This window comes from Marinobacter sp., assembly GCF_040882185.1.
Lineage (GTDB): Bacteria > Pseudomonadota > Gammaproteobacteria > Pseudomonadales > Oleiphilaceae > Marinobacter.
Window position 1 is genome coordinate 17,053 of record NZ_JBBEBW010000007.1, and the last position, 19,073, is coordinate 36,125.

Sequence of the window (19,073 nt, forward strand, 5' to 3'; positions counted from 1 at the left end):
AAGGTTTGCCGCCAGTTGATCAATGGCATCCGGAGCTGTCTGGTGACATTGATATACGGATTGCCCGCGATGATAACTGGTACTACAAGGGCGAATTAATGGAACGCCGGGCCTTGACCAAACTGTTCTCCACCATTATGCGGCGGGAGGACGACAACGAGTACTATCTGGTGACTCCAGTCGAGAAATGGCGTATTCAGGTTGAGGATACTCCGCTGCAAGCGCATTCCCTTGAAGCCGTCGGCGAAGGTGAGCACCAGGAGCTGTATCTGACCACCAGTGCAGAGGAGAGGTTGCTTGTTGGAACAGCTCACTTGTTGGTTGTGGGTACCTATTCCGACTCCGATGAGCCGAGGCCGGTTGTAATGGTGCGCCACGGATTGGAAGCTCGGCTGGTAACATCTGCGTTCTATGAGCTTGCCGCTCATGTTGTTGAAAACCCGGACGGTTCTGATAACAGTTTCGGGGTCTGGAGCGATGGCGTTTTCTTCGAAATCGGGCAGGGGGCTTGAATTCCCGCTATGCGCCCTTACCTTTAGCTGTGGAAAAGTCAGTCTGACCCTTGTTAGACTTGTTTTCTGAATGTTGTCAGAGCTTGGCTCTCTTACGGGCCCGGTGATCGTCAGTTCTTCCGTGCAGTTCGCTGTTCAGGACACTTTCGGTTACCCACGTTTTTCAATTCATGCAATCATTGCGACACGCAAGGAGATCACATGGCCCAACCTCGTGTTGTCACCATCCATTACACGCTCACCAACGACGAGGGAGAGCAGCTTGACTCCTCCCGTGGCGAAGGTCGTGAGCCGCTGACCTATCTGGAAGGTGCTCAGAATATTATCGGTGGACTAGAGAACGCACTGAACGATAAAGACGCAGGCGCTGCGCTTAAGGTCTCTATCGATCCTGCTGAAGGCTACGGTGAAGTGAATGAAGAGCTGGTTCAGCCAGTTCCCCGTACCGCGTTCGAAGGCGTTGAATCAATCGAGCCAGGCATGCAGTTCCAGGCGCAAACTCCGGGCGGCCCACAGGTTGTCCGTGTTGTGGAAGTCAATGACGAAACCGTCACTATTGACGCCAACCACCCACTGGCAGGTCAAACCCTGCATTTTGATGTGGAAGTGGTTGAGGCTCGCGAAGCGAGTGAAGAAGAAGCAGAGCACGGCCACGTTCACTGATCAGTTTGACGTAGTCGGCAAATTAAAACGGCCCGTTGTGGGCCGTTTTTTTTGCTCTGGGGTTTTACATATTGGGGTAGTTTGGGCCACCACCGCCCGCAGGCGTCACCCAGGTAATATTCTGGGCGGGGTCCTTGATATCGCAGGTCTTGCAGTGCACACAGTTCTGCGCGTTGATCTGGAAGCGTTTACCACTGCCATCATCCTTTTCAACCACCTCGTATACGCCGGCTGGGCAATAACGTTGAGCAGGCTCGTCATATTTTGGCAAGTTGTGCTCAATAGGAATGTCCGGGTCCGTGAGTTTCAGGTGAACCGGCTGGTCTTCCTCATGGTTGGTATTGGAGACGAACACCGACGTCAAACGATCAAAGGTCAGTTTATTATCCGGCTTCGGATAGCTGATTTTCTTTGCGTTGGAAGCTTCCTTCAGCGTCGCATAATCCGGTACGGTGTCATGGAACGTGAAGGGCAGGCTGCGATGTAGAATGTTCTGCTCAAAGAACGCAATGCCGCCCCCGACGATGTTGCCGAACTTGTGCATGGACGGGCCGAAATTGCGTTCATCGAAGAGTTCTTTGTATAGCCAGCTGTTTTTGAAGCGATCAGCGAAACTGGTGATTTCTTCACCGTTCTTGCCTTCCTTAAGTGCCTCAAATACCGCTTCTGCGCCCAACAGCCCAGATTTCATGGCGGTGTGTGAGCCTTTGATCTTTGAGCTGTTCAACGTACCCGCATCACAACCCAATATAAGGCCGCCAGGGAAGCTCATTTTAGGTAGTGAATTAAAGCCACCCTTGGACAGAGCACGGGCACCGTAGGAAACTCGCTTGCCACCTTCCAGGTGTTTGCGTATTTCCGGGTGTAGCTTTAACCGCTGGAACTCCTCAAAAGGGCTCATATGTGGGTTGCTGTAGGACAGATCCGCAATTAACCCGACATAAACCTGGCCGTTTTCCAGATGGTAGAGGAATGAACCACCAGTAGAGCCGGTTTCGGTCAGTGGCCAGCCGGTCGTGTGGACCACAAGACCAGGCTCGTGTTTGGCCGGGTCGATGTCCCATAGTTCCTTGATACCGATACCGTAGTGCTGCGGGTCCTTGCCCTCGTCCAGCTTGAAATCGCGGATCAGCTGCTTGCCCAAATGGCCCCTGCAGCCCTCGGTAAACAGGGTGTACTTGGCGCGCAATTCCATGCCAGGCATATAGCCTTCTTTTTCACTACCGTCCCGGGCGACACCCATATCACCGGTGATAATGCCTTTTACCTGGCCATCTTCAATGATGGTTTCTGCCGCGGCAAATCCCGGGTAAACCTCGACGCCCATACCCTCGGCCTGCTCAGCCAGCCAGCGACAAAGATTGCCCAGACTGATGATGTAGTTGCCATGGTTGTGCATGCTTTTGGGAACAAAGGCTCCCGGTACCTTGGTAGCAGAGTCCGCCCCACGAAGAACAAAAATATCGTCCCGGGTAACCGGGGTGTTCAGTGGCGCGCCTTTCTCTTTCCAATCCGGGAAAAGTTCATTCAGCGCCGTGGGCTCGAACACGGTGCCAGCAAGAATGTGGGCGCCAATTTCAGAACCTTTTTCGACGACGCAAACGGTCTTCTCCTCGCCAGCTTCCTCAGCCAATTGCATGATACGACAAGCGGCCGACAAACCGGCAGGCCCGCCGCCGACGATCAGAACATCAAATTCCATCGATTCGCGTTCCACGTTGGTCTCCTCAACTTCCTGGTGGATATAAGGATTCAGGCACTGCAATGCTCTGTGATCCTGTTCTCTCTTTTAAGTTAGGTCAGCCTGTTCAGCTGCGTCCAGAATAAGGCACCCATAATAGCGAACTTACTGGTGGGAAACGACTGTGAACGCCCCCAAACGACTGACTCATTGGCACACAAGGGTATAATATTCTGGAAATCAAACAAACGTTTGTTTGAATTTGATCCTATCCTTTGGCATCGTAACCTTCGTATGAAGCTGCATGCTTAACCACACACTTGAGGCGATTTGTAGTATCGTCTCGGTTGGTGAAGGCAGTCAAGGACTGGAACAATGACTCTGCGTGAGGCGCTTGAGCGTTCGCCGGAGCTATTGACCCATTCCCGCTTTGCCGTCAGTATTATGGCCCCCGAGGATGAGAGTGCTTTGAGGGTGCTCATTTCCTTAGTATGGGCCCAGAACAGTGAAGCTGTTGATTTGCAGTCGGTTGACGGGAAACTCAACTGACGGGAAAGCAGTTAGGAAGATAACGAATAGCCCCCTGCGGGAGGCTAACGGGCAATTTAATTGCATGTCATCAAACCCATTGTAGAAGAACGAGGAATCTATGAAGGTTCTGGTCGCTGTAAAACGAGTAATCGACTACAACGTCAAGGTACGCGTCAAGCCGGACAACACCGGCGTTGATCTTGCAAACGTTAAAATGGCAATGAACCCATTCTGCGAAATCGCGGTGGAGGAAGCGGTTCGCCTGAAGGAAAAGGGCGTTGCCAGCGAGATCGTCGTGGTATCTATCGGCCCCAAGGCCTGCCAGGAGCAGATCCGTACCGCTCTGGCATTGGGCGCGGATCGTGGCATCCATGTAGAGACGGCTGAAGAGGTTCAGTCACTCGAAGCAGCCAAGCTGCTGAAAGCCGTTGTCGAAAAGGAAGAGCCCAAGCTGGTCATTCTGGGTAAACAATCCATCGATTCTGACAACAACCAGACCGGTCAGATGCTGGCCGCTCTGACCGGCATGGGCCAGGGAACATTCGCCTCCGAGGTTGTGGTAGACGGCGAGAAGGTTAATGTTACCCGCGAAGTAGACGGCGGTCTGATGACTGTCTCACTGGGCCTGCCTGCGGTGGTGACCACAGATCTGCGTCTGAACGAACCCCGTTATGCCTCATTGCCCAATATCATGAAAGCCAAGAAGAAGCCGCTGGATGTCATGAGCCCGGCCGATCTGGGTGTCGATATTGCAGCTCGCTTGTCCACGCTGAAAGTAGAAGCTCCGGCTTCACGCCAGGCTGGCGTGATGGTGGAAGATGTAGCTGAGCTGGTCGATAAACTGAAGAACGAAGCGAAGGTGATCTGATGAGCATCCTTGTTATTGCTGAACACGACAACAGTGAACTCAAACAGGCGACGCTGAGCGTTGTGGCTGCAGCCAAGGCCGTTGGTGGTGACATTGATGTGCTGGTGGCTGGCGAGAACGTGAGCGGTGTGGCGGAAGCCGCCGCCAAAATTGACGGCGTCAATAAGGTGCTGGTCGCCGACAACGCTGTTTATGGCCACTTTCTGGGTGAAAACCTGGGCGAACTGGTCGCCGAAGTCGGTAAAAGCTATGGTCATATCTTCGCGGCAGCCGGTACCGTAGGTAAAGATTTCATGCCTCGCGTGGCAGCGTTGTTAGATGTTGCCCAGGTGTCTGACATCATGCGGGTCGAGTCAGAGGACACCTTTGTTCGTCCGATCTACGCCGGTAACGCCATCGCGACGGTTAAGAGCAGTGATGCCATTAAAGTCATTACCGTGCGCCCGACGGCGTTTGATCCGGTAGCTGCTGAAGGCGGTTCTGCTGCTGTCGAGCAACTGGACATCGTAAAAGATGCCGGTCTGTCGACTTTTGTCAACGAAGAGCTTGCCAAATCAGACCGTCCGGACCTGGCTAGTGCCGGTATCGTGATTTCCGGTGGTCGCGGCATGCAGAACGGTGAAAACTTCAAGATGCTGGAGCAGATCGCGGATCTGTTAGGTGCCGCTGTAGGTGCCTCCCGTGCTGCGGTTGACGCCGGTTTCGTGCCGAACGACATGCAGGTCGGTCAGACCGGTAAGATTGTTGCGCCGCAGCTGTACGTCGCGGTAGGTATTTCCGGTGCCATTCAGCATCTGGCCGGTATGTCGGATTCCAAAGTGATCGTTGCGATCAACAAGGATGAAGAAGCGCCGATCTTCCAGGTTGCAGACTATGGCCTGGTGGCGGACTTGTTCCAAGCGATTCCGCAGTTGGAAGAAGAATTGAAGAAAGTTCTTTAATCAACTGATTTAAATTAAAAAAGGACGCTCTTTAGCGTCCTTTTTTATGGCTTTTTTATCATTCCGTAACGCGCTATTATGCTCGTTCACTTAATTTGGAGAATTGGTCATGGCAAAAGCCTCAGCCCGTCATCTTCTGGTTGCCGATGAAGCAACCTGCAACGAACTCAAAACCCGCATCGCGGATGGTGAGGATTTCGCCACACTGGCGAAGGAACACTCCAGTTGCCCGTCTGGCAAGAACGGTGGTGATCTCGGCGAATTTGGCCCCGGCCAGATGGTCCCGGAATTTGATAAAGTCGTATTTTCAGCGCCTGTCAATGAAGTACAGGGCCCGGTTAAAACCCAGTTCGGTTATCACCTGCTGGAAGTCACTGCGCGGCAGGACTGATCAGGTTCGAAAGTTGCCGAAACGGCAGAACTCCGGTTCTGCCGTTTCGGCGCGCTTTTTAACCAATACTGTTTTTCAGGTACGATTGTTCGAACATTTTTCTCCCGCCACTACTTTCATAACGCTATTTTGATTGCCGCTGGTTGTCGCTCACTATCTTAACCAATTCATCCAGCTTATTTTGTACCTCGTCAAGCTTCCTCGCCATGTCGTCACGCTCGTCATGAGCCTGCTGTGCCTGCTTCGCATTCTTCTCTTCGCTCATCACTTCAAGAATAGTGCCTATCATCATGTTTAAAAACACAAATGCTGTTAAAAATATAAACGTAAGATAGTAAACCCAACTTAGAGGATAGACCTCCATGGTGCCATACATCACGTCGGTCCAATCCTCAAAAGTCGCCACACGGAATAGTGTTAACATGGCTACAGCGACGTCTCCCCAGAGAAACTCATCCACGTTGGCAAAAAACATTGAGCCCATTGCAGCGTATATGTAGAAAATGATGAACATCAGCAGGGCGATATAGCCCATGCGAGGAATGGCCTTGAGCAGCGAGTTGATCAGGAACCGCAGCTCGGGTACCACCGAGACCAATCGCAACACCCGGAAAACTCGCAATAGTCGGCCCAGTAATACCGCTTCCGAGTTATCAAGAGGGATCAGGCTGCCAATCACCACCAACGTGTCAAACAGATTCCAGCCATCCAGCAAAAAGCGCTTTTTGCTCGGACAGACGCCAAACCGGAACAGAATTTCGATCAGGAAAAAAACAGTGATAGCCATATCCATCACAGCAAGCGCCTGGGAGAACAATGGCGGTACATCGTAGGTTTTCGCACCAATGGTAAGAGCAGACAAAACGATGATGGAAATCACGACGGTCTGGAAGATGCGGCTGGTTTCCAGTTGCCTCAGAGACTGCAACACGGAGGATTGGGCGCTGGACGATGCCGGGAACATTGTGATGTTAAGCTCCTGTGACGGGCAAAAGGATTCAGGCGCTGATTGTAGACCAGAACCGAACCCTGTTCAGCGATAAATGGTTGGGCTAACTTCCACCCTCCTTCGAAAGAGAACCACCACAAAAAGACATACGTATTTGCGGCTTGTAGTCAATTCGGCACACAATGCCACCATACTCCCTCCAAGACAGGATTCAGATAATGGTTTGGTTCAAAGCGTTTGTCAGCGGATTTCTGGCCACACTTATCTTTCATCAGGGGCTGTTTGCGGTCTTTTTCTATGCTGGCATTGTGCCCGTTGAACCCTTTAACCTGGCGCCGGTACCGCCTCTGGGCGTTCCCGCTGTGATCTCGCTTGCTTTCTTTGGTGGCCTTTGGGGCATGGCACTTTGGGCCATCCTTGGGCGAATGCGCGCTGCTGGCTTCTGGTCGCTCATGATTATCCTGGGTGCCATAGGCCCCACCGTCGTCGCCATGCTTGTGGTTTTGCCTCTCAAGGGCATGGAACCGAGTGCCCAGATGTGGATTGGTGGTTTGATCCTGAATGGCTTTTGGGGCTTGGGGGTAGCTGTATTTCTATCGATCATGGGCGCGCGGAGAAAAAGCATCTCGGTGTTTTGAGAATGGCTGCTTCTGGAGTGTCCGGCATTATTTGTAAACAACGCTCGACTAAGGACGACGAATGAGCCAACAATCTTTTGATATTGTGGTATTTGGAGCCACCAGTTTTGTGGGTCAGATATTGAGCCGCTACCTGCTGGAAACGGTTGGAGTAGACGAAGAAGTCCGGTGGGCGATTGCAGGCAGGTCAGAGGGGAAACTGCTGAATCTGAAAACTGATCTGGGTATGGCCGCTGAAAACCTGACCATTCTTACTGCTGATGCGGGCGATGAGGCTTCTTTACGGGCCTTATGCGAGCAGACCCGGGTTGTGATCTCCACGGTTGGACCTTACGCGCTGTATGGGGAACCGCTGGTAAAGGTATGTACGGAGCTGGGAACAGACTATTGCGACCTGACCGGTGAAGTACAGTGGATCCGGCAGATGATCGAAACCTATGAAGATCAAGCCAAAGCTTCCGGTGCCAGAATCGTACATTGCTGCGGGTTCGATTCGATTCCATCCGACATGGGTGTCTATTTTCTGCAGCAGCAGGCAAAGCAAACCTTCGGCTCGACCTGTACCCAGGTCAAAATGCGTGTGCGGACTGCCAAAGGAGAATTCTCCGGCGGCACCGTGGCCAGCCTGATGAACGTCGCGAAAGAGGCAGCTTCCAATCCCGCACTACGCAAGGAACTGGCGAACCCCTTTTCCCTCTGCCCACCGAAGCACCGCTCCACTGCTCGCCAGCCCAATGTGAAATCGGCTGAATTCGACCCGGATTTCGATGTCTGGCTTGCGCCTTTCGTGATGGCCGCTATCAATACCCGAATCGTGCACCGCTCCAACGCATTGCAGGGCGCCACCTATGGAAGGGAATTCCTGTACGACGAAGCCATGATGACCGGAAAAGGTATGAAAGGCCGCTTGGCTGCATACGGCATTACTGCCGCCATGGGAGGCTTCCTGGTGGCGTCAGCAGTCAAACCCACACGTTATGTGCTCGAACGGTTTGTGGTGCCCAAACCCGGCGAAGGCCCCAGCGACGATGCCCAGAAAAAAGGCTTCTACGATTTGCGCTTTATCGGTAAAACCGCCAAAGGCCAGAGTATCCGGACCAAGGTCACCGGTGATATGGACCCGGGCTATGGCTCTACTGGAAAAATGTTAGGGCAAGCAGTTTTGTGTCTGGCCCTGGATGTCAGCAAAACGGATAAAGCAGGTGGTTTCTGGACGCCGTCATCCATCTTTGGAGACCACTTGCTTGAGAGATTGCGGGCGCATTCCGGTCTGACGTTCGAACTGCAGGAACAACGGTGACATTGTACCGATAACCCGGATACGGTTAGTGAAGACGTTCCAGTGTCACGACCGTATCCACCTGGGTGAGCGCCGCCGGGGAGTGGGCAAAACAGATCACGGTTTTGCCCGCCAGCCACGGTGACATGCGGTCCCTGACCACGGTCCTGGTAGTTTCGTCGAGGCCAGTGAACGGCTCGTCCAGAATGATCAAACCGGTATCGCGAAGCAGCGCGCGAGCCAGGGCAATACGGCGGGCCTCTCCGCCCGAAACCTGTTTCCCGTATGCGCCAAGCCACGTATCCAGGCCCTCCGGTAATTGGGCTAACAGGTCAGTAAGTGCCACAGTTTCCAATACGCTCAACAACTGTTGGTCACTGGCATTCGGATCAGCGATCCGGAGATTGTTCCCCAGCGTGTCGTCAAACAGGTGAGTTGTCTGGGTCAGGTAGCTCACCCAGGCATGATGAGCGCAGGGGGCAACCACACCTTGCTCCGACTCGAGCTGGCAACGGCCCGCGCCGGGTGCCGAAAGCCCCGCTGCTATATTCGCCAGAGTGGATTTGCCACAACCTGAAGGGCCTACGAATCCCACATGTTTGCCGGGCCTTACGGCATAGGAAAAACCTGGGGGCATTTGATCAGCTGCTGCTGGGTCACTTTTTACCCCGACCGCGGCCAATTTGTTAATAGTCACTCCGCTCCACGCTAGCGCAGGCGCAGACATTGCGGCACTGTCCTCTATAATGGACCTCGCTGAGCCTTCGGTCGCAGCCGCAGAAGGGTAGCCACTGTCCCGGTTCAGTCGTTGCGCTGCAGCGATGGTAGCGCCAAGGCGAGCATAGGCGTCAGGAAGCATGCCATACACTTCATTCATGGCCAGCAGAGCAAGTGGTATCAGTACCATTACCGGGCCTGAGATTACGTCCGTCTGAAACAGGTGCAACCCCAGCCACAAGGCTGCCACCACCGAACCGTTCACGAACAGCATGGAGATAGCGCCATGCCATCCGCTGCGCTGGTCGATAATGCTTTGGTTCTGTGACCATTGTTCAGTATTGGCCAACAGTTTCTCGCGGTGGCTCGGAACGACCCCTGCAGCCGTCAATTCCGCCTGACCCTCAAGATATTCGATAACGTCGCCACGCAGGGTTTCAAGAGCGTCCTGTTGCCGGTACGAGCGCGCTCCCGTTCGCCAGTACAATGCTATCGTCGCCGTCAGGAATGCTGATATAAGAAATACAGCAATCACCAGTGCAAAGTCGAAACCTGCTCCGGCACCGAGTATCCCCACCAACCCCAGACTTAATAATGCCGCCAGGCCGGTCGGTGCCACCAGCCGCAGGAAAAGCGTGTCCATGGCATCCACGTCCGTGGTCATGCGGGCCAGCCAGTCGGAGCCCCGGTCGCGGAATTGACTCTTTGAAGCAGCCAGACTCCGGAACACATGAACGCGGATATCTGCCAACAATCGCAGCACTGTATCGTGGTTGTAGACCCGCTCCAGGTAACGACCCACCGTTCGGGTAAGGGCAAAGGCGCGAATACCCCCACCGGGTACATAAACGTCGAATATGATCGCGGTACCGGCCGCCATCAGTATGCCAGCCAGCGCGGTAGCGGTGATAAACCAGCCTGACAACGCCAACAAGCCGAGGCCCGAGAGCAGGGTGGCCAGCATCAGGACAGCGCCGACAAACAACCGTGCCTTTCGTTGACCGATCAGCCTTAACCAGGGCAGCAGCTCATTCATTAAGAATGCGCCCTCCATCGATGCGGATGACCCGGGTAGCCAGCCCCAGCAGGGAAGGGTGATGGGTGGCGAACACCAGAGTCTTACCCTGAGTACTGAGGCGCTGAAGCGACGCAAGAACAAAACGCTCGGATTCTGCATCCAGGGCAGCGGTCGGTTCATCAAGGAGTATCAGGTCGACGTCAGCGAGGAACAAGCGCGCCAAACCAAGCCGCCTGGCCTGGCCGCCAGAGAGCCCCCCGCCAGCTTCCGAGACCAGGCTATGGATTCCACCTGACCGACTTGTCAGCAGGTCGCCAAGACCGGCAGCTTGCAGTGCCGACTCGATCATCCCGTCAGTAGCATCCGGGCAAGTGACTCGCAAATTGTCTGCCCAGCTTCCCTGAACCATGAAGGCGGACTGCCCGAGCCACCCAAATCGTTGCTCCCCGGCCGGGTACCCGAATACCCGAACGAAGCCTTGGCAAGGTCTCAAAAAACCTGCCAGAAGATGCAGGAACGTGGTTTTCCCGCCGCCAGAAGGCCCGGTCAATGCGATGGCTTCGCCCCGGTTAATCACCAGACTGACGCTGTCCAGGCCAACCCGGCCGTTCGGGAAAGCGACGTGGGCTGATTGAATGACGATCCTCTCTTCCGTGGCGACCGTTGCAGCAGGGGGCGGTTCGTCCGGGTGTTCTTCAAAAGCGTATTTACTATTAACAGACTCTGGATCGGATTCCAGCCGCCGGAGAATTTCCTCTGTAGCGCCGAGGGCCGAGGCACGATCGTGGTAATGCTGTGACAATAAACGCAGCGGCTGAAAGAACTCTGGAGCCAGCAGGAGAATGAAAAGACCGGAGAACAATGTCAATTCCGGCGCCGGACCAAAGGACAGATATCCCAACAGCCCAAAACCGACGTACATGGCGACCACCGCAATGGCCACGGAAGAAAAAAACTCCAGCACAGCCGAGGAGAGAAACGCTACTTTGAGCATTCTCATGGTCACACGTCGGTACTGGTGGGAGCGGGTATGGATGGTTTCAGCGGCAGCCCGGGTTTGCCCGAACAGTTGAAGCGTTGTAAGGCCCCGGATGCGGTCGAGAAAATGGCCAGATAACCGTCCGATCAATTGGAAGTGTTCCTGGTTCAGCTTCTCGGCGCCCATGCCGACCAGTGCCATAAACAACGGAATCAACGGGGCCGAGATAATCAGAAAAATCGCCGCCAGCCAATCAAGCCAGGCCACAACAATGACGATCATCAGGGGCACTGCGATACACAGTATTTGCTGTGGCATAAAACGCGCAAAGTAACCGTGTAGCGCTTCGACGTGCTCAACCCATTCCCGTGCCAGGGTGCCTGCCGAGGTGTCCAGCAAACGAACGGGGCCGAGCGCCTGCCAGCGCGACAAAAGTTCAATACGGATGTTCTGACGAATGGTGTGACTGCACAGTGCTGCCGAGCGGGCCTGAAAACCCTGAGCGAGGGAGCGTCCCGTTATGGCCAGCACCAGCCCCACGAAAAAGGGCAGTAAAGACATGGCACTGTTATCAAGGATCACTGCAGCGTGAATAATCCACGCTAACAGCCCCATCTGCAGTATTGTAAACAGGCCAGCTAACAAGCCTGCTGCTATGGTGCGGGTAACCAGCTTACGGCTACCCGCAGTCTGACTCCTTAGCCACCGGGCAGCATCAAGCCGGGACGCTCCATGGGTGGTTTTTGCCACTCAGTGGTAGCCCTCGCCAGCCCGAACTTTGCCGCGGAATACCCAGTAGGTCCAGGCGGTATAACCCAGCACCACAGGAATGACAAAGATAAGACCAATGAGCAGGAACAACTGTGATTCATAGGCAGATGAAGCATCCCAGATCGTGTACTCAGGCGGTACAACATAAGGCCAGCGGCTCACCAGCAAGCCAAGATAGGTGAAAATAAACAGACCCATCGTGGCAACAAAAGGCATGCCCTCATAGCGTTTGCGCACTGAGCGGAATATCAGGAAGGCACAGGCCGAGGCCAACGCTGGTAAAACCCAGATGACCTGGATTGCAGAGAACCATCGGTCCCGGACCATGTCATCAATAAACGGTGTCCAGACACTCACCAAAGCAAAAACGAGAAGCACGGCTGCGAGTAAGGGCAGGGTGATGCGATAAGCCCAGTCCTGAATATAGCCCTCGGATTTCATGATCAGCCAGGTGGCGCCGAGTAGAGCGTAGCCTGCCATCAGGCCAAGCCCGGTCAAAACGGTAAAGGGCGTGAGCCAGTCCAGAGCGCCACCAACGTATACCCGGTTTGCGGTTTCAAAGCCTTGTATGTAGGCACCGACGACAGCGCCCTGAGCAAACGCTGCAACCATTGAGCCGCCAGCAAATGCCCAATCCCAGAGATATCGTGACGTATTCGCCTTAAAGCGGAATTCAAACGCCACACCCCGGAAGATCAACCCGGCCAGCATCAGGAACACCCCGATATACAGCGCAGGCAACACAATGGAATAGACCAGCGGGAACGCCGCCAGCAGGCCAGCGCCACCGAGTACCAGCCAGGTCTCGTTGCCGTCCCACACCGGGGCCACAGAGTTCATCATTACATCCCGCGCGATATCGTCCGGTGCAAACGGGAACAGAATGCCCAGGCCGAGATCGAAACCGTCCATCAGCACATACATGATGACGCCAAAGCCGATAATGAATGCCCAGATCAACGTGAGTTCAGATGGCTCCATGTTACGCTCCTCCCTCATTGTTTGGCGTACGGAATTTACCGATTTTCATGCCCGGCTTGTTGTACTCGAACGGAACATGGCTTGCTGACATGGGCCGCATTGGCCGGTCAACGCCACGGTCACCGCCGTATTCCTCTTCCACGGGCTGATTTTCAAGCCCGACATAAAGCACGCGAAGGAGGTAGTAAATACCGGCACTGAAGACCAGCGCATAAACCACCACGTAACCGATCAAACTGAACAGTGCCATTCCGCCTGTAAGGGATGGTGTCAGGCCCTGTTCATGGGTCATCATTCCGTAGACCAGCCAGGGCGCACGCCCGCTCTCGGTCACAACCCACCCCGCCAGCACCGCAACAAACGGTGTGATGCTCATAAACCGGAGCCCCTGCAGGAACCAGCGGGCTTCCCATATCCGTCCTTTAGCTCTGAGCAAAAGCCCAGTCACAGCGACTGCAATCATCAACAGCCCCAGCCCAACCATAACGCGGAACGCCCAGAACACAATCGCGACCGGCGGTTGCTCGTCCTCCGCCACCTCATTCAAACCAGGCACTTCCCCGTCGATATCGTGAGTGAGGATCAGGCTCGCCAGCCCGGGTATACCCACCTCATAGTGATTCGATTGCGTCTCGTTATCCGGAATAGCGAACAACAGTAATGGCACCCGGGTACTGGTTTCCCAGTTACCCTCCATCGCGGCGACTTTCATGGGCTGATGTTCCAGGGTGTTAAGGCCGTGGAAATCCCCCAATACCGCTTGGGTCGGCGCAATGATCAATAGCAGCCACAGACAGATGGACAGGGCTTTGCGGTTCGCCTCAACCTCTCGGCCACGCAACAGGTACCAGGCACTCACACCAGCCACCACAAAAGCGCCGGTCAGAAACGAAGCCAGGCCCATATGAGCAAAGCGATAGGGGAAGGATGGATTGAAAATGGCTTCGGTCCAGGACACCACATGGAAAATGCCATCCCGCAGTTCCACGCCCGCAGGCGTATGCAGCCAGCTGTTCGCAGACAGAATCCAGAACGAGGAAATGAACGTGCCGACCGCCACCATAATGGCCGCCAAAAGATGTACCCCTTTGGGCACCTTGTCACGGCCGAACAGCAATACCCCCAGGAAAGCAGCCTCCAGGAAGAAGGCGGTGACCACTTCATAGCTCAGCATCGGCCCCAGAAAATTCGCAGAGGCCTGAGAGAAATTGCTCCAGTTAGTGCCAAACTGGAACGACATCACGATGCCCGAAACAACCCCCATACCGAAGACCACCGCAAACACCTTTGTCCAGAAAGCAGACAAGCGCAGCCAGACCGGGTTACCGGTTTTAAAAGCAAGGGCTTCAAGAAAAGCAATGAATGATGCCAGCCCGATGGTAAACACCGGAAAGATCGCGTGAAAAGACACAACGAACGCAAACTGGATACGCGATAAAATGAGGGGATCTAATTCCACAGGAACCTCCGGTAACCGTCAAAATCAATAAAATCAGTTTGCGCCCGCCTGGCACTGCCTTTATCGCATCTTGTATATTGTTATTACCGGCGAATGTCTGCCATGTTGCAGATCTGGGATATTGCATGTTTGTGATGAGTTTAACGCAATAACCGCCGTTAAATTCTTAACCCGGAGTATAGGGAACATCATGGGCTTTTACGATACATACATCCTGCCCCACGTCATTAACAAGGCCTGTTCCGTCGGGCAGGTGATGAAACTCCGGCAGCGAGTGGTCCCCCGGGCAACCGGTGTGGTGCTTGAAGTGGGGATGGGCTCAGGTATCAACCTCTCGCTATACGATGCCAGCAAGGTCACCAAAGTTTACGGCCTTGAGCCCTCAGAAGGCATGCGCCGGAAAGCCCAATCCAACCTGCAAAGCGCTCCGGTGGAAGTGGAATGGCTAGACCTGCCGGGCGAGGCCATCCCGCTGCCGGACAACAGCATAGACACGGTTGTACTGACATTTACGCTATGTACCATTCCCGACTGGGAAACAGCCCTGCACCAAATGTTCCGCGTGCTGCGGCCGGGCGGCCAACTCCTGTTCTGCGAACACGGTCAGTCACCGGAGCCAGCAGTGGCGAAATGGCAGGACCGCGTTACACCCGCATGGAAAAAGATCGCAGGCGGCTGCCATCTTAATCGTCCGATAGCGGATTACCTGAAACAAGCCGGTTTTCGCATCAAAGAACTCGACAATCTGTACATGCCAAAAGCCCCCAAAATAGCCGCCTACATCTATCTTGGCCTTGCAGAAAAGCCTGTATAGCCACAATAGGCACCAGAGAGGGCGAACAGAATTGCGTTCAAGAGCACGGCCTTATACAATCCCGACCCTCTTCAAGAAGATCCTCCTGCCCGGGTGGTGAAATTGGTAGACACAAGGGACTTAAAATCCCTCGGCCGTTAGGCTGTGCCGGTTCAAGTCCGGCTCCGGGCACCATTAAAATTAAATACATATAAAATTGCTCTCTCGCGCTTCTCTCCCTCGATACGTTTGAGGCCTGCCCGAACTAAAGAAATGAATGACGTTCACCAAGGCATTGTCAGATACTGTTTGAATATTCAGCGGTCGGTAGGGCACTCCACCACATATATGGGTTCACGTTATTATCCGTTCAGTCCTGATCCAGCAGTAGCGTTTGCCCTGCGGTAATTCCCCCGCTAAAAATGGGGGATTACCCGGCCTCTATGAGAGTTCGCGCTTTCCAACGTGGTAGCTACATACAATCTTATTTGTGCGAGCCAAAACGAGGAGCCAAGGGTGGCGGCCTTTATCGACCTGAAATTGATCATTAATTAGGCTAAAAATAGCGTCTATTCTTAAAACTTGGTCAACATCGAAAACACACTCAGATTTTATGTAGGAGTTTCATTGCAAAAAGGCTCGAGGGGTTTTCTACAGCCTCGTTATGTGGCAATAAAGCTGGCGATTGACCGAAGAGGAGGCCGCCGCTGTGCTTGAAATATCCACCATGCTTCTCGTCGCAGGAACTTTCTTGCTTGCGGGTGTCGTTAAAGGCGTTATCGGCCTGGGTCTACCCACCGTAAGCCTGGCGTTGCTGAGTGTCGCGCTGAATCTTCCGACTGCGATGGCCTTGTTGCTCGTCCCGTCGTTTTTCGCGAATCTCTGGCAGTCCGCAGTCGGTGGGAATGCCAAGGTCATTCTCGCCCGTCTCTGGCCGTTTCTCCTGATGGCCACTGCCACAGTGTGGGTCGGCGTAATGGCGCTGACACGCCTGAACCCTTCGTTGCTGACGGCCCTCCTTGGCATGCTTCTGGTCACGTACTCCGTAGTGAATCTCGGAGGCATCAGATTGGCGATCCCCGCTCGGCACGAAGTGTGGGCGGGGCCGTTGACCGGATTAGTCAACGGCGTCCTCACCGGAATGACGGGATCGTTCGTTGTGCCGGGAGTGATGTTCTTGCAGGCGATCGGACTTTCCCGCGACGTCCTGATTCAAGCAATGGGAATGCTGTTCATGGCCTCAACTGTGGCTTTGGGCTTGGCCTTGCAGCAATCCAAGATCTTGAACGCCGAGCAGGCTATCTTATCCATTGGCGCGGTTCTGCCAGCGATTGTCGGCATGGTCGCGGGACAGGCACTCCGAAGGCGACTTTCCGAACAGCGATTCCGGACGATGTTCTTTGTGGCGCTGTTGCTGCTTGGCGCATACATCATTGCGAATGCAGTACGGACCTTCAAGTAGCAAGTAGCCGCATAACCGTACCTTGCAGCCGAAGCGCGTGGCGGAAGGCAACGTTACAACGTCATTTTCGCTGTTTGAGATCGCGGTAGAAATTTTCGTGTGAGCCCAGGGTCATCAGTTCAAGTACAAAAGCGCCATCATCAAAATTGTAACCCAGCAGAGTCAGTTGCTTGTTCATTTTGAACTTATGGACTCGTAGAAAAGCCAGACCCCCTTTCTTTTGTTCTCCGATGTTGGGGTTGGCCATAAGCTCCTTAACGGCTAAATCAAGGTCCTTTTTCTGGTTGGGCTTGAGCTTCTTCACCACTTTCTTGAATGTAGGGGTTTGTAATACACGGATGGCCCTAACCAAAATCGTAGGCATCCAGCTTTCCGGCGTCTCGTTCTGCCTGCGCGATGATGGCCTGCCTCACAAACTCGTAGGGTAAATCGGGGTTATCTTCCATCATCTCGCCGATTTTTGCCCAATGTTCTATTTGCTTGGGCGGGGTCCGATTAAGCGCTTTGGCTATGATAGTTGCTTTTTCGATAAGGTTTTGGTCTAAACGTATGCTGGTTGTAGCCATGTTAATGTCCTCCTGAAAATCTTCTCAATTGTAGCTATATGCCACAATTGAGGCAAATTGTAACAAAATGCTATTGTCGGACTGCTTTTCCGCTCGCGCTTCAACGCAGCCGCAAAGCGCGGCGTTTTATGCCCCTCTCCTGATCTATCCTGTCAGACACTAACGTTTGGCGTTATTAACGCAATGCGTCATTATTAAGTCATGATCATATTGTTCAAGTGTAAGGATACCGAGAAGCTGGCAAGTGGTCGCCGAGGTCAGCACAGCATTTGAATCAACAGGCAGTTCCGGGTTTGTTTCCGCTGGACCAAGGCCGGTGCGGAAGACGTCGAAATTGTTGATTACCATTAGGAGGTAATCCATGCGCAACATTGATGCCGTAACGCCAGGCGAGTTACTGAAGGAAGAATTTCTTGAACCGATGGGTATTTCTCAATACCGCCTCGCCAAAGAAATTGGGGTGCCTGCTCAGAGAGTAGGCCAGATTATTGCGGGAAAGCGTTCGATAACCGCAGACACGGACCTGCGACTCTGTCGCTTCTTTGCTTTGTCCAACGGCTACTGGTTGCGGGCTCAGGCAGCCTACGACATTGAGATTACGGAAGATGCCCTGGCGGACCAGTTGAAGAATATTCGCCCCTGGAGTGCTGGGTCTACCATCCCGAAAGCTCTGGTGTATCAGGCCTATGAACGGGTTTGGGCCAACAGGAGCAGGCAGTTGGTTTGGGGGATGATTTCGCCAGCGAACGTGAGTTTGCCTACGAATCGATAAAGTCGTTGCCAGAAACATGGCCAAAATTCAGTAAGCGCACACGCAGATTTTTTTTGACAAAATTTCCATACGCTGGCGAAGCGTCTGCTGGAGAATCTGGATTAGCTCTCGGATAAAGACGCTGAAGCTCTTTGGTTGCGTAAGGCGAAGCGTCGAGCCTACTTCCAGGGCCTTTTACTGCAATGCAGGCACTGCCCCAAGAAACGCCAGTGCTTGCAGAATCCGGACGTCGCTTTGGGTTCTTCTACAGCTTCTTTAGGCTATTGCGTGCCGCAGTCGCCTAACCATGCCAGTCACGGCGACGTCTACTGCATTGCGGCTTCGCCTTTACTACAAAGCACACGCTTTAGTGCAAACGCTGCAGACTGGATGATAAACGGTGTGCTATGCTGAGTTGATAGTCAAAGCACTGCTGAGAATTTTACTCAACATGTTGATATAGATAGCCTTCTTAGGTGAAAGAAATGGCAAAGCTGCGAAAAGTTAAGCTGAATCGAAGCTCGTCAGAAAATTACCGCTATGTGAAGGTCAATGGCGAGATGACCAAGGTTAGCGTCAGCGCGGCCGATTCTGCGTTCGAAGCTGCAATGAAAGTACGCAATGGAAAGCGTAAAAACTTGGATAAGGAACTTCTGATTCATGGTGTCACAAGCTAACACAAGCGCGCATCCTGTTTACAATCACATCTTTGAAAAGTTGGTAGTGGAGGCAGAGCCTGATTCCAAAGAGCGATTAATTGGGATGCTTGCGTATGCTGACTACAAAGAAGAAAAGTATCTGTGGAAGGAGCAATATCGGTTAAACCAACAAGTTGACACGATTCCAGCTGACGATGTTAAAAAATTCTTATTGGCTTACCATGATGGAAAGCTAGAGAAGTTACGCGGTGACGCAGAGGAAGTATTGTATGTATTCGCAGAGCATTACGCAGAAGAGCGAGCTGAAGAAGCATACAATGAAGCTTTAGAAAGTGAGTTGCTGTCCCAAGTAAAAGCCCAAAAAGATGGTTGGTGGACCTCTGGAGGAAAGGGGGCATTGGGGTCATTCTGAACCGCCCCGAGTTTTGAGGAGGCTCCAGCATCTGAGAGAATGGAGCCATGAA

General features: G+C 53.5%; 20 protein-coding genes, 1 tRNA gene and 2 pseudogenes. 15 read left to right on the plus strand and 8 right to left on the minus strand.

Annotated features, from left to right (window positions below):
- Positions 1 to 512, plus strand: a 512-nt coding sequence (locus WEB64_RS05965; protein WP_368065530.1) for a DUF1285 domain-containing protein, incomplete at its 5' end; no start/stop codon positions are given.
- A gap of 201 nt (positions 513 to 713) precedes the next feature.
- Positions 714 to 1,175, plus strand: coding sequence for a peptidylprolyl isomerase (locus WEB64_RS05970; protein ID WP_368057791.1), 462 nt, complete (start codon positions 714 to 716; stop codon positions 1,173 to 1,175).
- A gap of 64 nt (positions 1,176 to 1,239) precedes the next feature.
- Here the strand turns inward: WEB64_RS05970 and WEB64_RS05975 are convergent, their stop codons facing one another.
- On the minus strand, positions 1,240 to 2,892 hold the full coding sequence (locus WEB64_RS05975; RefSeq protein WP_368057789.1) for an electron transfer flavoprotein-ubiquinone oxidoreductase: 1,653 nt from the start codon (positions 2,890 to 2,892) through the stop codon (positions 1,240 to 1,242).
- A 339-nt stretch (positions 2,893 to 3,231) separates the two neighbouring features.
- Here WEB64_RS05975 and WEB64_RS05980 point away from each other — a divergent pair, with 339 nt between their 5' ends.
- From WEB64_RS05980 to WEB64_RS05995, 4 genes are all read left to right on the plus strand, one after another.
- A complete protein-coding gene (locus tag WEB64_RS05980; protein ID WP_368057787.1) occupies positions 3,232 to 3,405 on the plus strand; it encodes a hypothetical protein in 174 nt (57 codons plus the stop codon).
- A 100-nt stretch (positions 3,406 to 3,505) separates the two neighbouring features.
- Positions 3,506 to 4,255 (plus strand): electron transfer flavoprotein subunit beta/FixA family protein, encoded by a 750-nt coding sequence (locus WEB64_RS05985; protein ID WP_368057785.1) that lies wholly within the window; start codon positions 3,506 to 3,508, stop codon positions 4,253 to 4,255.
- Positions 4,255 to 5,196, plus strand: a complete 942-nt coding sequence (locus WEB64_RS05990) for an electron transfer flavoprotein subunit alpha/FixB family protein (protein ID WP_368057783.1) — start codon at positions 4,255 to 4,257, stop codon at positions 5,194 to 5,196. Before WEB64_RS05985 ends, WEB64_RS05990 begins: the two co-directional genes overlap by 1 nt.
- 109 nt (positions 5,197 to 5,305) lie before the next feature.
- Positions 5,306 to 5,587, plus strand: a complete 282-nt coding sequence (locus WEB64_RS05995; RefSeq protein WP_368057781.1) for a peptidylprolyl isomerase — start codon at positions 5,306 to 5,308, stop codon at positions 5,585 to 5,587.
- Between the two features lie 124 nt (positions 5,588 to 5,711).
- Here the strand turns inward: WEB64_RS05995 and WEB64_RS06000 are convergent, their stop codons facing one another.
- Positions 5,712 to 6,551 (minus strand): ion transporter, encoded by an 840-nt coding sequence (locus WEB64_RS06000; protein ID WP_368057779.1) that lies wholly within the window; start codon positions 6,549 to 6,551, stop codon positions 5,712 to 5,714.
- 203 nt (positions 6,552 to 6,754) lie between these two features.
- Here WEB64_RS06000 and WEB64_RS06005 point away from each other — a divergent pair, with 203 nt between their 5' ends.
- Together WEB64_RS06005 and WEB64_RS06010 are read left to right on the plus strand one after the other, a co-directional pair.
- Positions 6,755 to 7,174 carry a hypothetical protein gene (locus WEB64_RS06005; RefSeq protein WP_368057777.1) on the plus strand — a complete coding sequence of 140 codons (420 nt, stop codon included), beginning with the start codon at positions 6,755 to 6,757 and terminating at the stop codon, positions 7,172 to 7,174.
- A 61-nt stretch (positions 7,175 to 7,235) separates the two neighbouring features.
- Positions 7,236 to 8,474, plus strand: coding sequence for a trans-acting enoyl reductase family protein (locus tag WEB64_RS06010; RefSeq protein ID WP_368057775.1), 1,239 nt, complete (start codon positions 7,236 to 7,238; stop codon positions 8,472 to 8,474).
- A gap of 25 nt (positions 8,475 to 8,499) precedes the next feature.
- On the opposite strand, the gene cydC is transcribed toward WEB64_RS06010, so the two are convergent.
- The 4 genes from cydC to WEB64_RS06030 are packed head-to-tail and all read right to left on the minus strand — an operon-like array spanning position 8,500 to position 14,378.
- A complete protein-coding gene (cydC, locus tag WEB64_RS06015; RefSeq protein ID WP_368057773.1) occupies positions 8,500 to 10,206 on the minus strand; it encodes a thiol reductant ABC exporter subunit CydC in 1,707 nt (568 codons plus the stop codon).
- On the minus strand, positions 10,199 to 11,917 hold the full coding sequence (gene cydD / locus WEB64_RS06020; protein ID WP_368057771.1) for a thiol reductant ABC exporter subunit CydD: 1,719 nt from the start codon (positions 11,915 to 11,917) through the stop codon (positions 10,199 to 10,201). The genes cydC and cydD overlap by 8 nt, the downstream gene beginning before the upstream one ends.
- A complete protein-coding gene (cydB, locus tag WEB64_RS06025) occupies positions 11,918 to 12,919 on the minus strand; it encodes a cytochrome d ubiquinol oxidase subunit II (protein WP_368057769.1) in 1,002 nt (333 codons plus the stop codon).
- A 1-nt stretch (position 12,920) separates the two neighbouring features.
- Positions 12,921 to 14,378 (minus strand): cytochrome ubiquinol oxidase subunit I, encoded by a 1,458-nt coding sequence (locus WEB64_RS06030; RefSeq protein WP_368057767.1) that lies wholly within the window; start codon positions 14,376 to 14,378, stop codon positions 12,921 to 12,923.
- A 190-nt stretch (positions 14,379 to 14,568) separates the two neighbouring features.
- On the opposite strand from WEB64_RS06030, the gene WEB64_RS06035 reads away from it, so the two are divergent.
- The 3 genes from WEB64_RS06035 to WEB64_RS06045 all read left to right on the plus strand — a co-directional run bounded on the left by WEB64_RS06035 (position 14,569) and on the right by WEB64_RS06045 (position 16,633).
- The gene (locus WEB64_RS06035) at positions 14,569 to 15,192 is read left to right on the plus strand and encodes a class I SAM-dependent methyltransferase (RefSeq protein ID WP_368057765.1); all 624 of its coding nucleotides are present in this window, start codon (positions 14,569 to 14,571) and stop codon (positions 15,190 to 15,192) included.
- A gap of 87 nt (positions 15,193 to 15,279) precedes the next feature.
- Positions 15,280 to 15,366: transfer RNA gene (locus WEB64_RS06040), tRNA-Leu, on the plus strand.
- A 556-nt stretch (positions 15,367 to 15,922) separates the two neighbouring features.
- The gene (locus tag WEB64_RS06045; RefSeq protein WP_368065531.1) at positions 15,923 to 16,633 is read left to right on the plus strand and encodes a sulfite exporter TauE/SafE family protein; all 711 of its coding nucleotides are present in this window, start codon (positions 15,923 to 15,925) and stop codon (positions 16,631 to 16,633) included.
- A gap of 61 nt (positions 16,634 to 16,694) precedes the next feature.
- Here WEB64_RS06045 and WEB64_RS06050 read toward each other — a convergent pair whose 3' ends face one another.
- Together WEB64_RS06050 and WEB64_RS06055 are read right to left on the minus strand one after the other, a co-directional pair.
- Positions 16,695 to 16,997 (minus strand): type II toxin-antitoxin system RelE/ParE family toxin, encoded by a 303-nt coding sequence (locus WEB64_RS06050; protein WP_368057761.1) that lies wholly within the window; start codon positions 16,995 to 16,997, stop codon positions 16,695 to 16,697.
- Positions 16,978 to 17,199: a hypothetical protein gene (locus tag WEB64_RS06055; RefSeq protein ID WP_368057759.1), complete on the minus strand. Its 222-nt coding sequence runs from the start codon at positions 17,197 to 17,199 to the stop codon at positions 16,978 to 16,980. The genes WEB64_RS06050 and WEB64_RS06055 overlap by 20 nt, the downstream gene beginning before the upstream one ends.
- 249 nt (positions 17,200 to 17,448) lie before the next feature.
- Between WEB64_RS06055 and WEB64_RS06060 the strand changes: the two are divergent.
- The 4 genes and pseudogenes from WEB64_RS06060 to WEB64_RS06075 all read left to right on the plus strand — a co-directional run.
- A pseudogene (locus tag WEB64_RS06060) lies at positions 17,449 to 17,550 on the plus strand (type II toxin-antitoxin system RelE/ParE family toxin); the annotation flags it as partial.
- A gap of 10 nt (positions 17,551 to 17,560) precedes the next feature.
- Positions 17,561 to 17,848, plus strand: a pseudogene (locus WEB64_RS06065) (HigA family addiction module antitoxin); the annotation flags it as partial.
- A 587-nt stretch (positions 17,849 to 18,435) separates the two neighbouring features.
- Positions 18,436 to 18,627: a hypothetical protein gene (locus WEB64_RS06070; RefSeq protein ID WP_368057757.1), complete on the plus strand. Its 192-nt coding sequence runs from the start codon at positions 18,436 to 18,438 to the stop codon at positions 18,625 to 18,627.
- The gene (locus WEB64_RS06075) at positions 18,611 to 19,021 is read left to right on the plus strand and encodes a hypothetical protein (protein WP_368057755.1); all 411 of its coding nucleotides are present in this window, start codon (positions 18,611 to 18,613) and stop codon (positions 19,019 to 19,021) included. The genes WEB64_RS06070 and WEB64_RS06075 overlap by 17 nt, the downstream gene beginning before the upstream one ends.
- Positions 19,022 to 19,073: the final 52 nt, after the last annotated feature.

Coding starts and splice junctions, on each gene's coding strand:
- WEB64_RS05970 (WP_368057791.1), top strand. CDS start 714: ATGGCCCAACCTCGTGTTGTCACCATCCATTACACGCTCACCAACGAC.
- WEB64_RS06050 (WP_368057761.1), bottom strand. CDS start 16,997: ATGCCTACGATTTTGGTTAGGGCCATCCGTGTATTACAAACCCCTACA.
- WEB64_RS05985 (WP_368057785.1), top strand. CDS start 3,506: ATGAAGGTTCTGGTCGCTGTAAAACGAGTAATCGACTACAACGTCAAG.
- cydC (WP_368057773.1), bottom strand. CDS start 10,206: ATGAATGAGCTGCTGCCCTGGTTAAGGCTGATCGGTCAACGAAAGGCA.
- cydB (WP_368057769.1), bottom strand. CDS start 12,919: ATGGAGCCATCTGAACTCACGTTGATCTGGGCATTCATTATCGGCTTT.
- WEB64_RS06075 (WP_368057755.1), top strand. CDS start 18,611: ATGGTGTCACAAGCTAACACAAGCGCGCATCCTGTTTACAATCACATC.
- WEB64_RS06035 (WP_368057765.1), top strand. CDS start 14,569: ATGGGCTTTTACGATACATACATCCTGCCCCACGTCATTAACAAGGCC.
- WEB64_RS06055 (WP_368057759.1), bottom strand. CDS start 17,199: ATGGCTACAACCAGCATACGTTTAGACCAAAACCTTATCGAAAAAGCA.
- WEB64_RS05990 (WP_368057783.1), top strand. CDS start 4,255: ATGAGCATCCTTGTTATTGCTGAACACGACAACAGTGAACTCAAACAG.
- WEB64_RS05995 (WP_368057781.1), top strand. CDS start 5,306: ATGGCAAAAGCCTCAGCCCGTCATCTTCTGGTTGCCGATGAAGCAACC.
- WEB64_RS06000 (WP_368057779.1), bottom strand. CDS start 6,551: ATGTTCCCGGCATCGTCCAGCGCCCAATCCTCCGTGTTGCAGTCTCTG.
- WEB64_RS06005 (WP_368057777.1), top strand. CDS start 6,755: ATGGTTTGGTTCAAAGCGTTTGTCAGCGGATTTCTGGCCACACTTATC.
- WEB64_RS06010 (WP_368057775.1), top strand. CDS start 7,236: ATGAGCCAACAATCTTTTGATATTGTGGTATTTGGAGCCACCAGTTTT.
- WEB64_RS06070 (WP_368057757.1), top strand. CDS start 18,436: ATGGCAAAGCTGCGAAAAGTTAAGCTGAATCGAAGCTCGTCAGAAAAT.
- WEB64_RS05980 (WP_368057787.1), top strand. CDS start 3,232: ATGACTCTGCGTGAGGCGCTTGAGCGTTCGCCGGAGCTATTGACCCAT.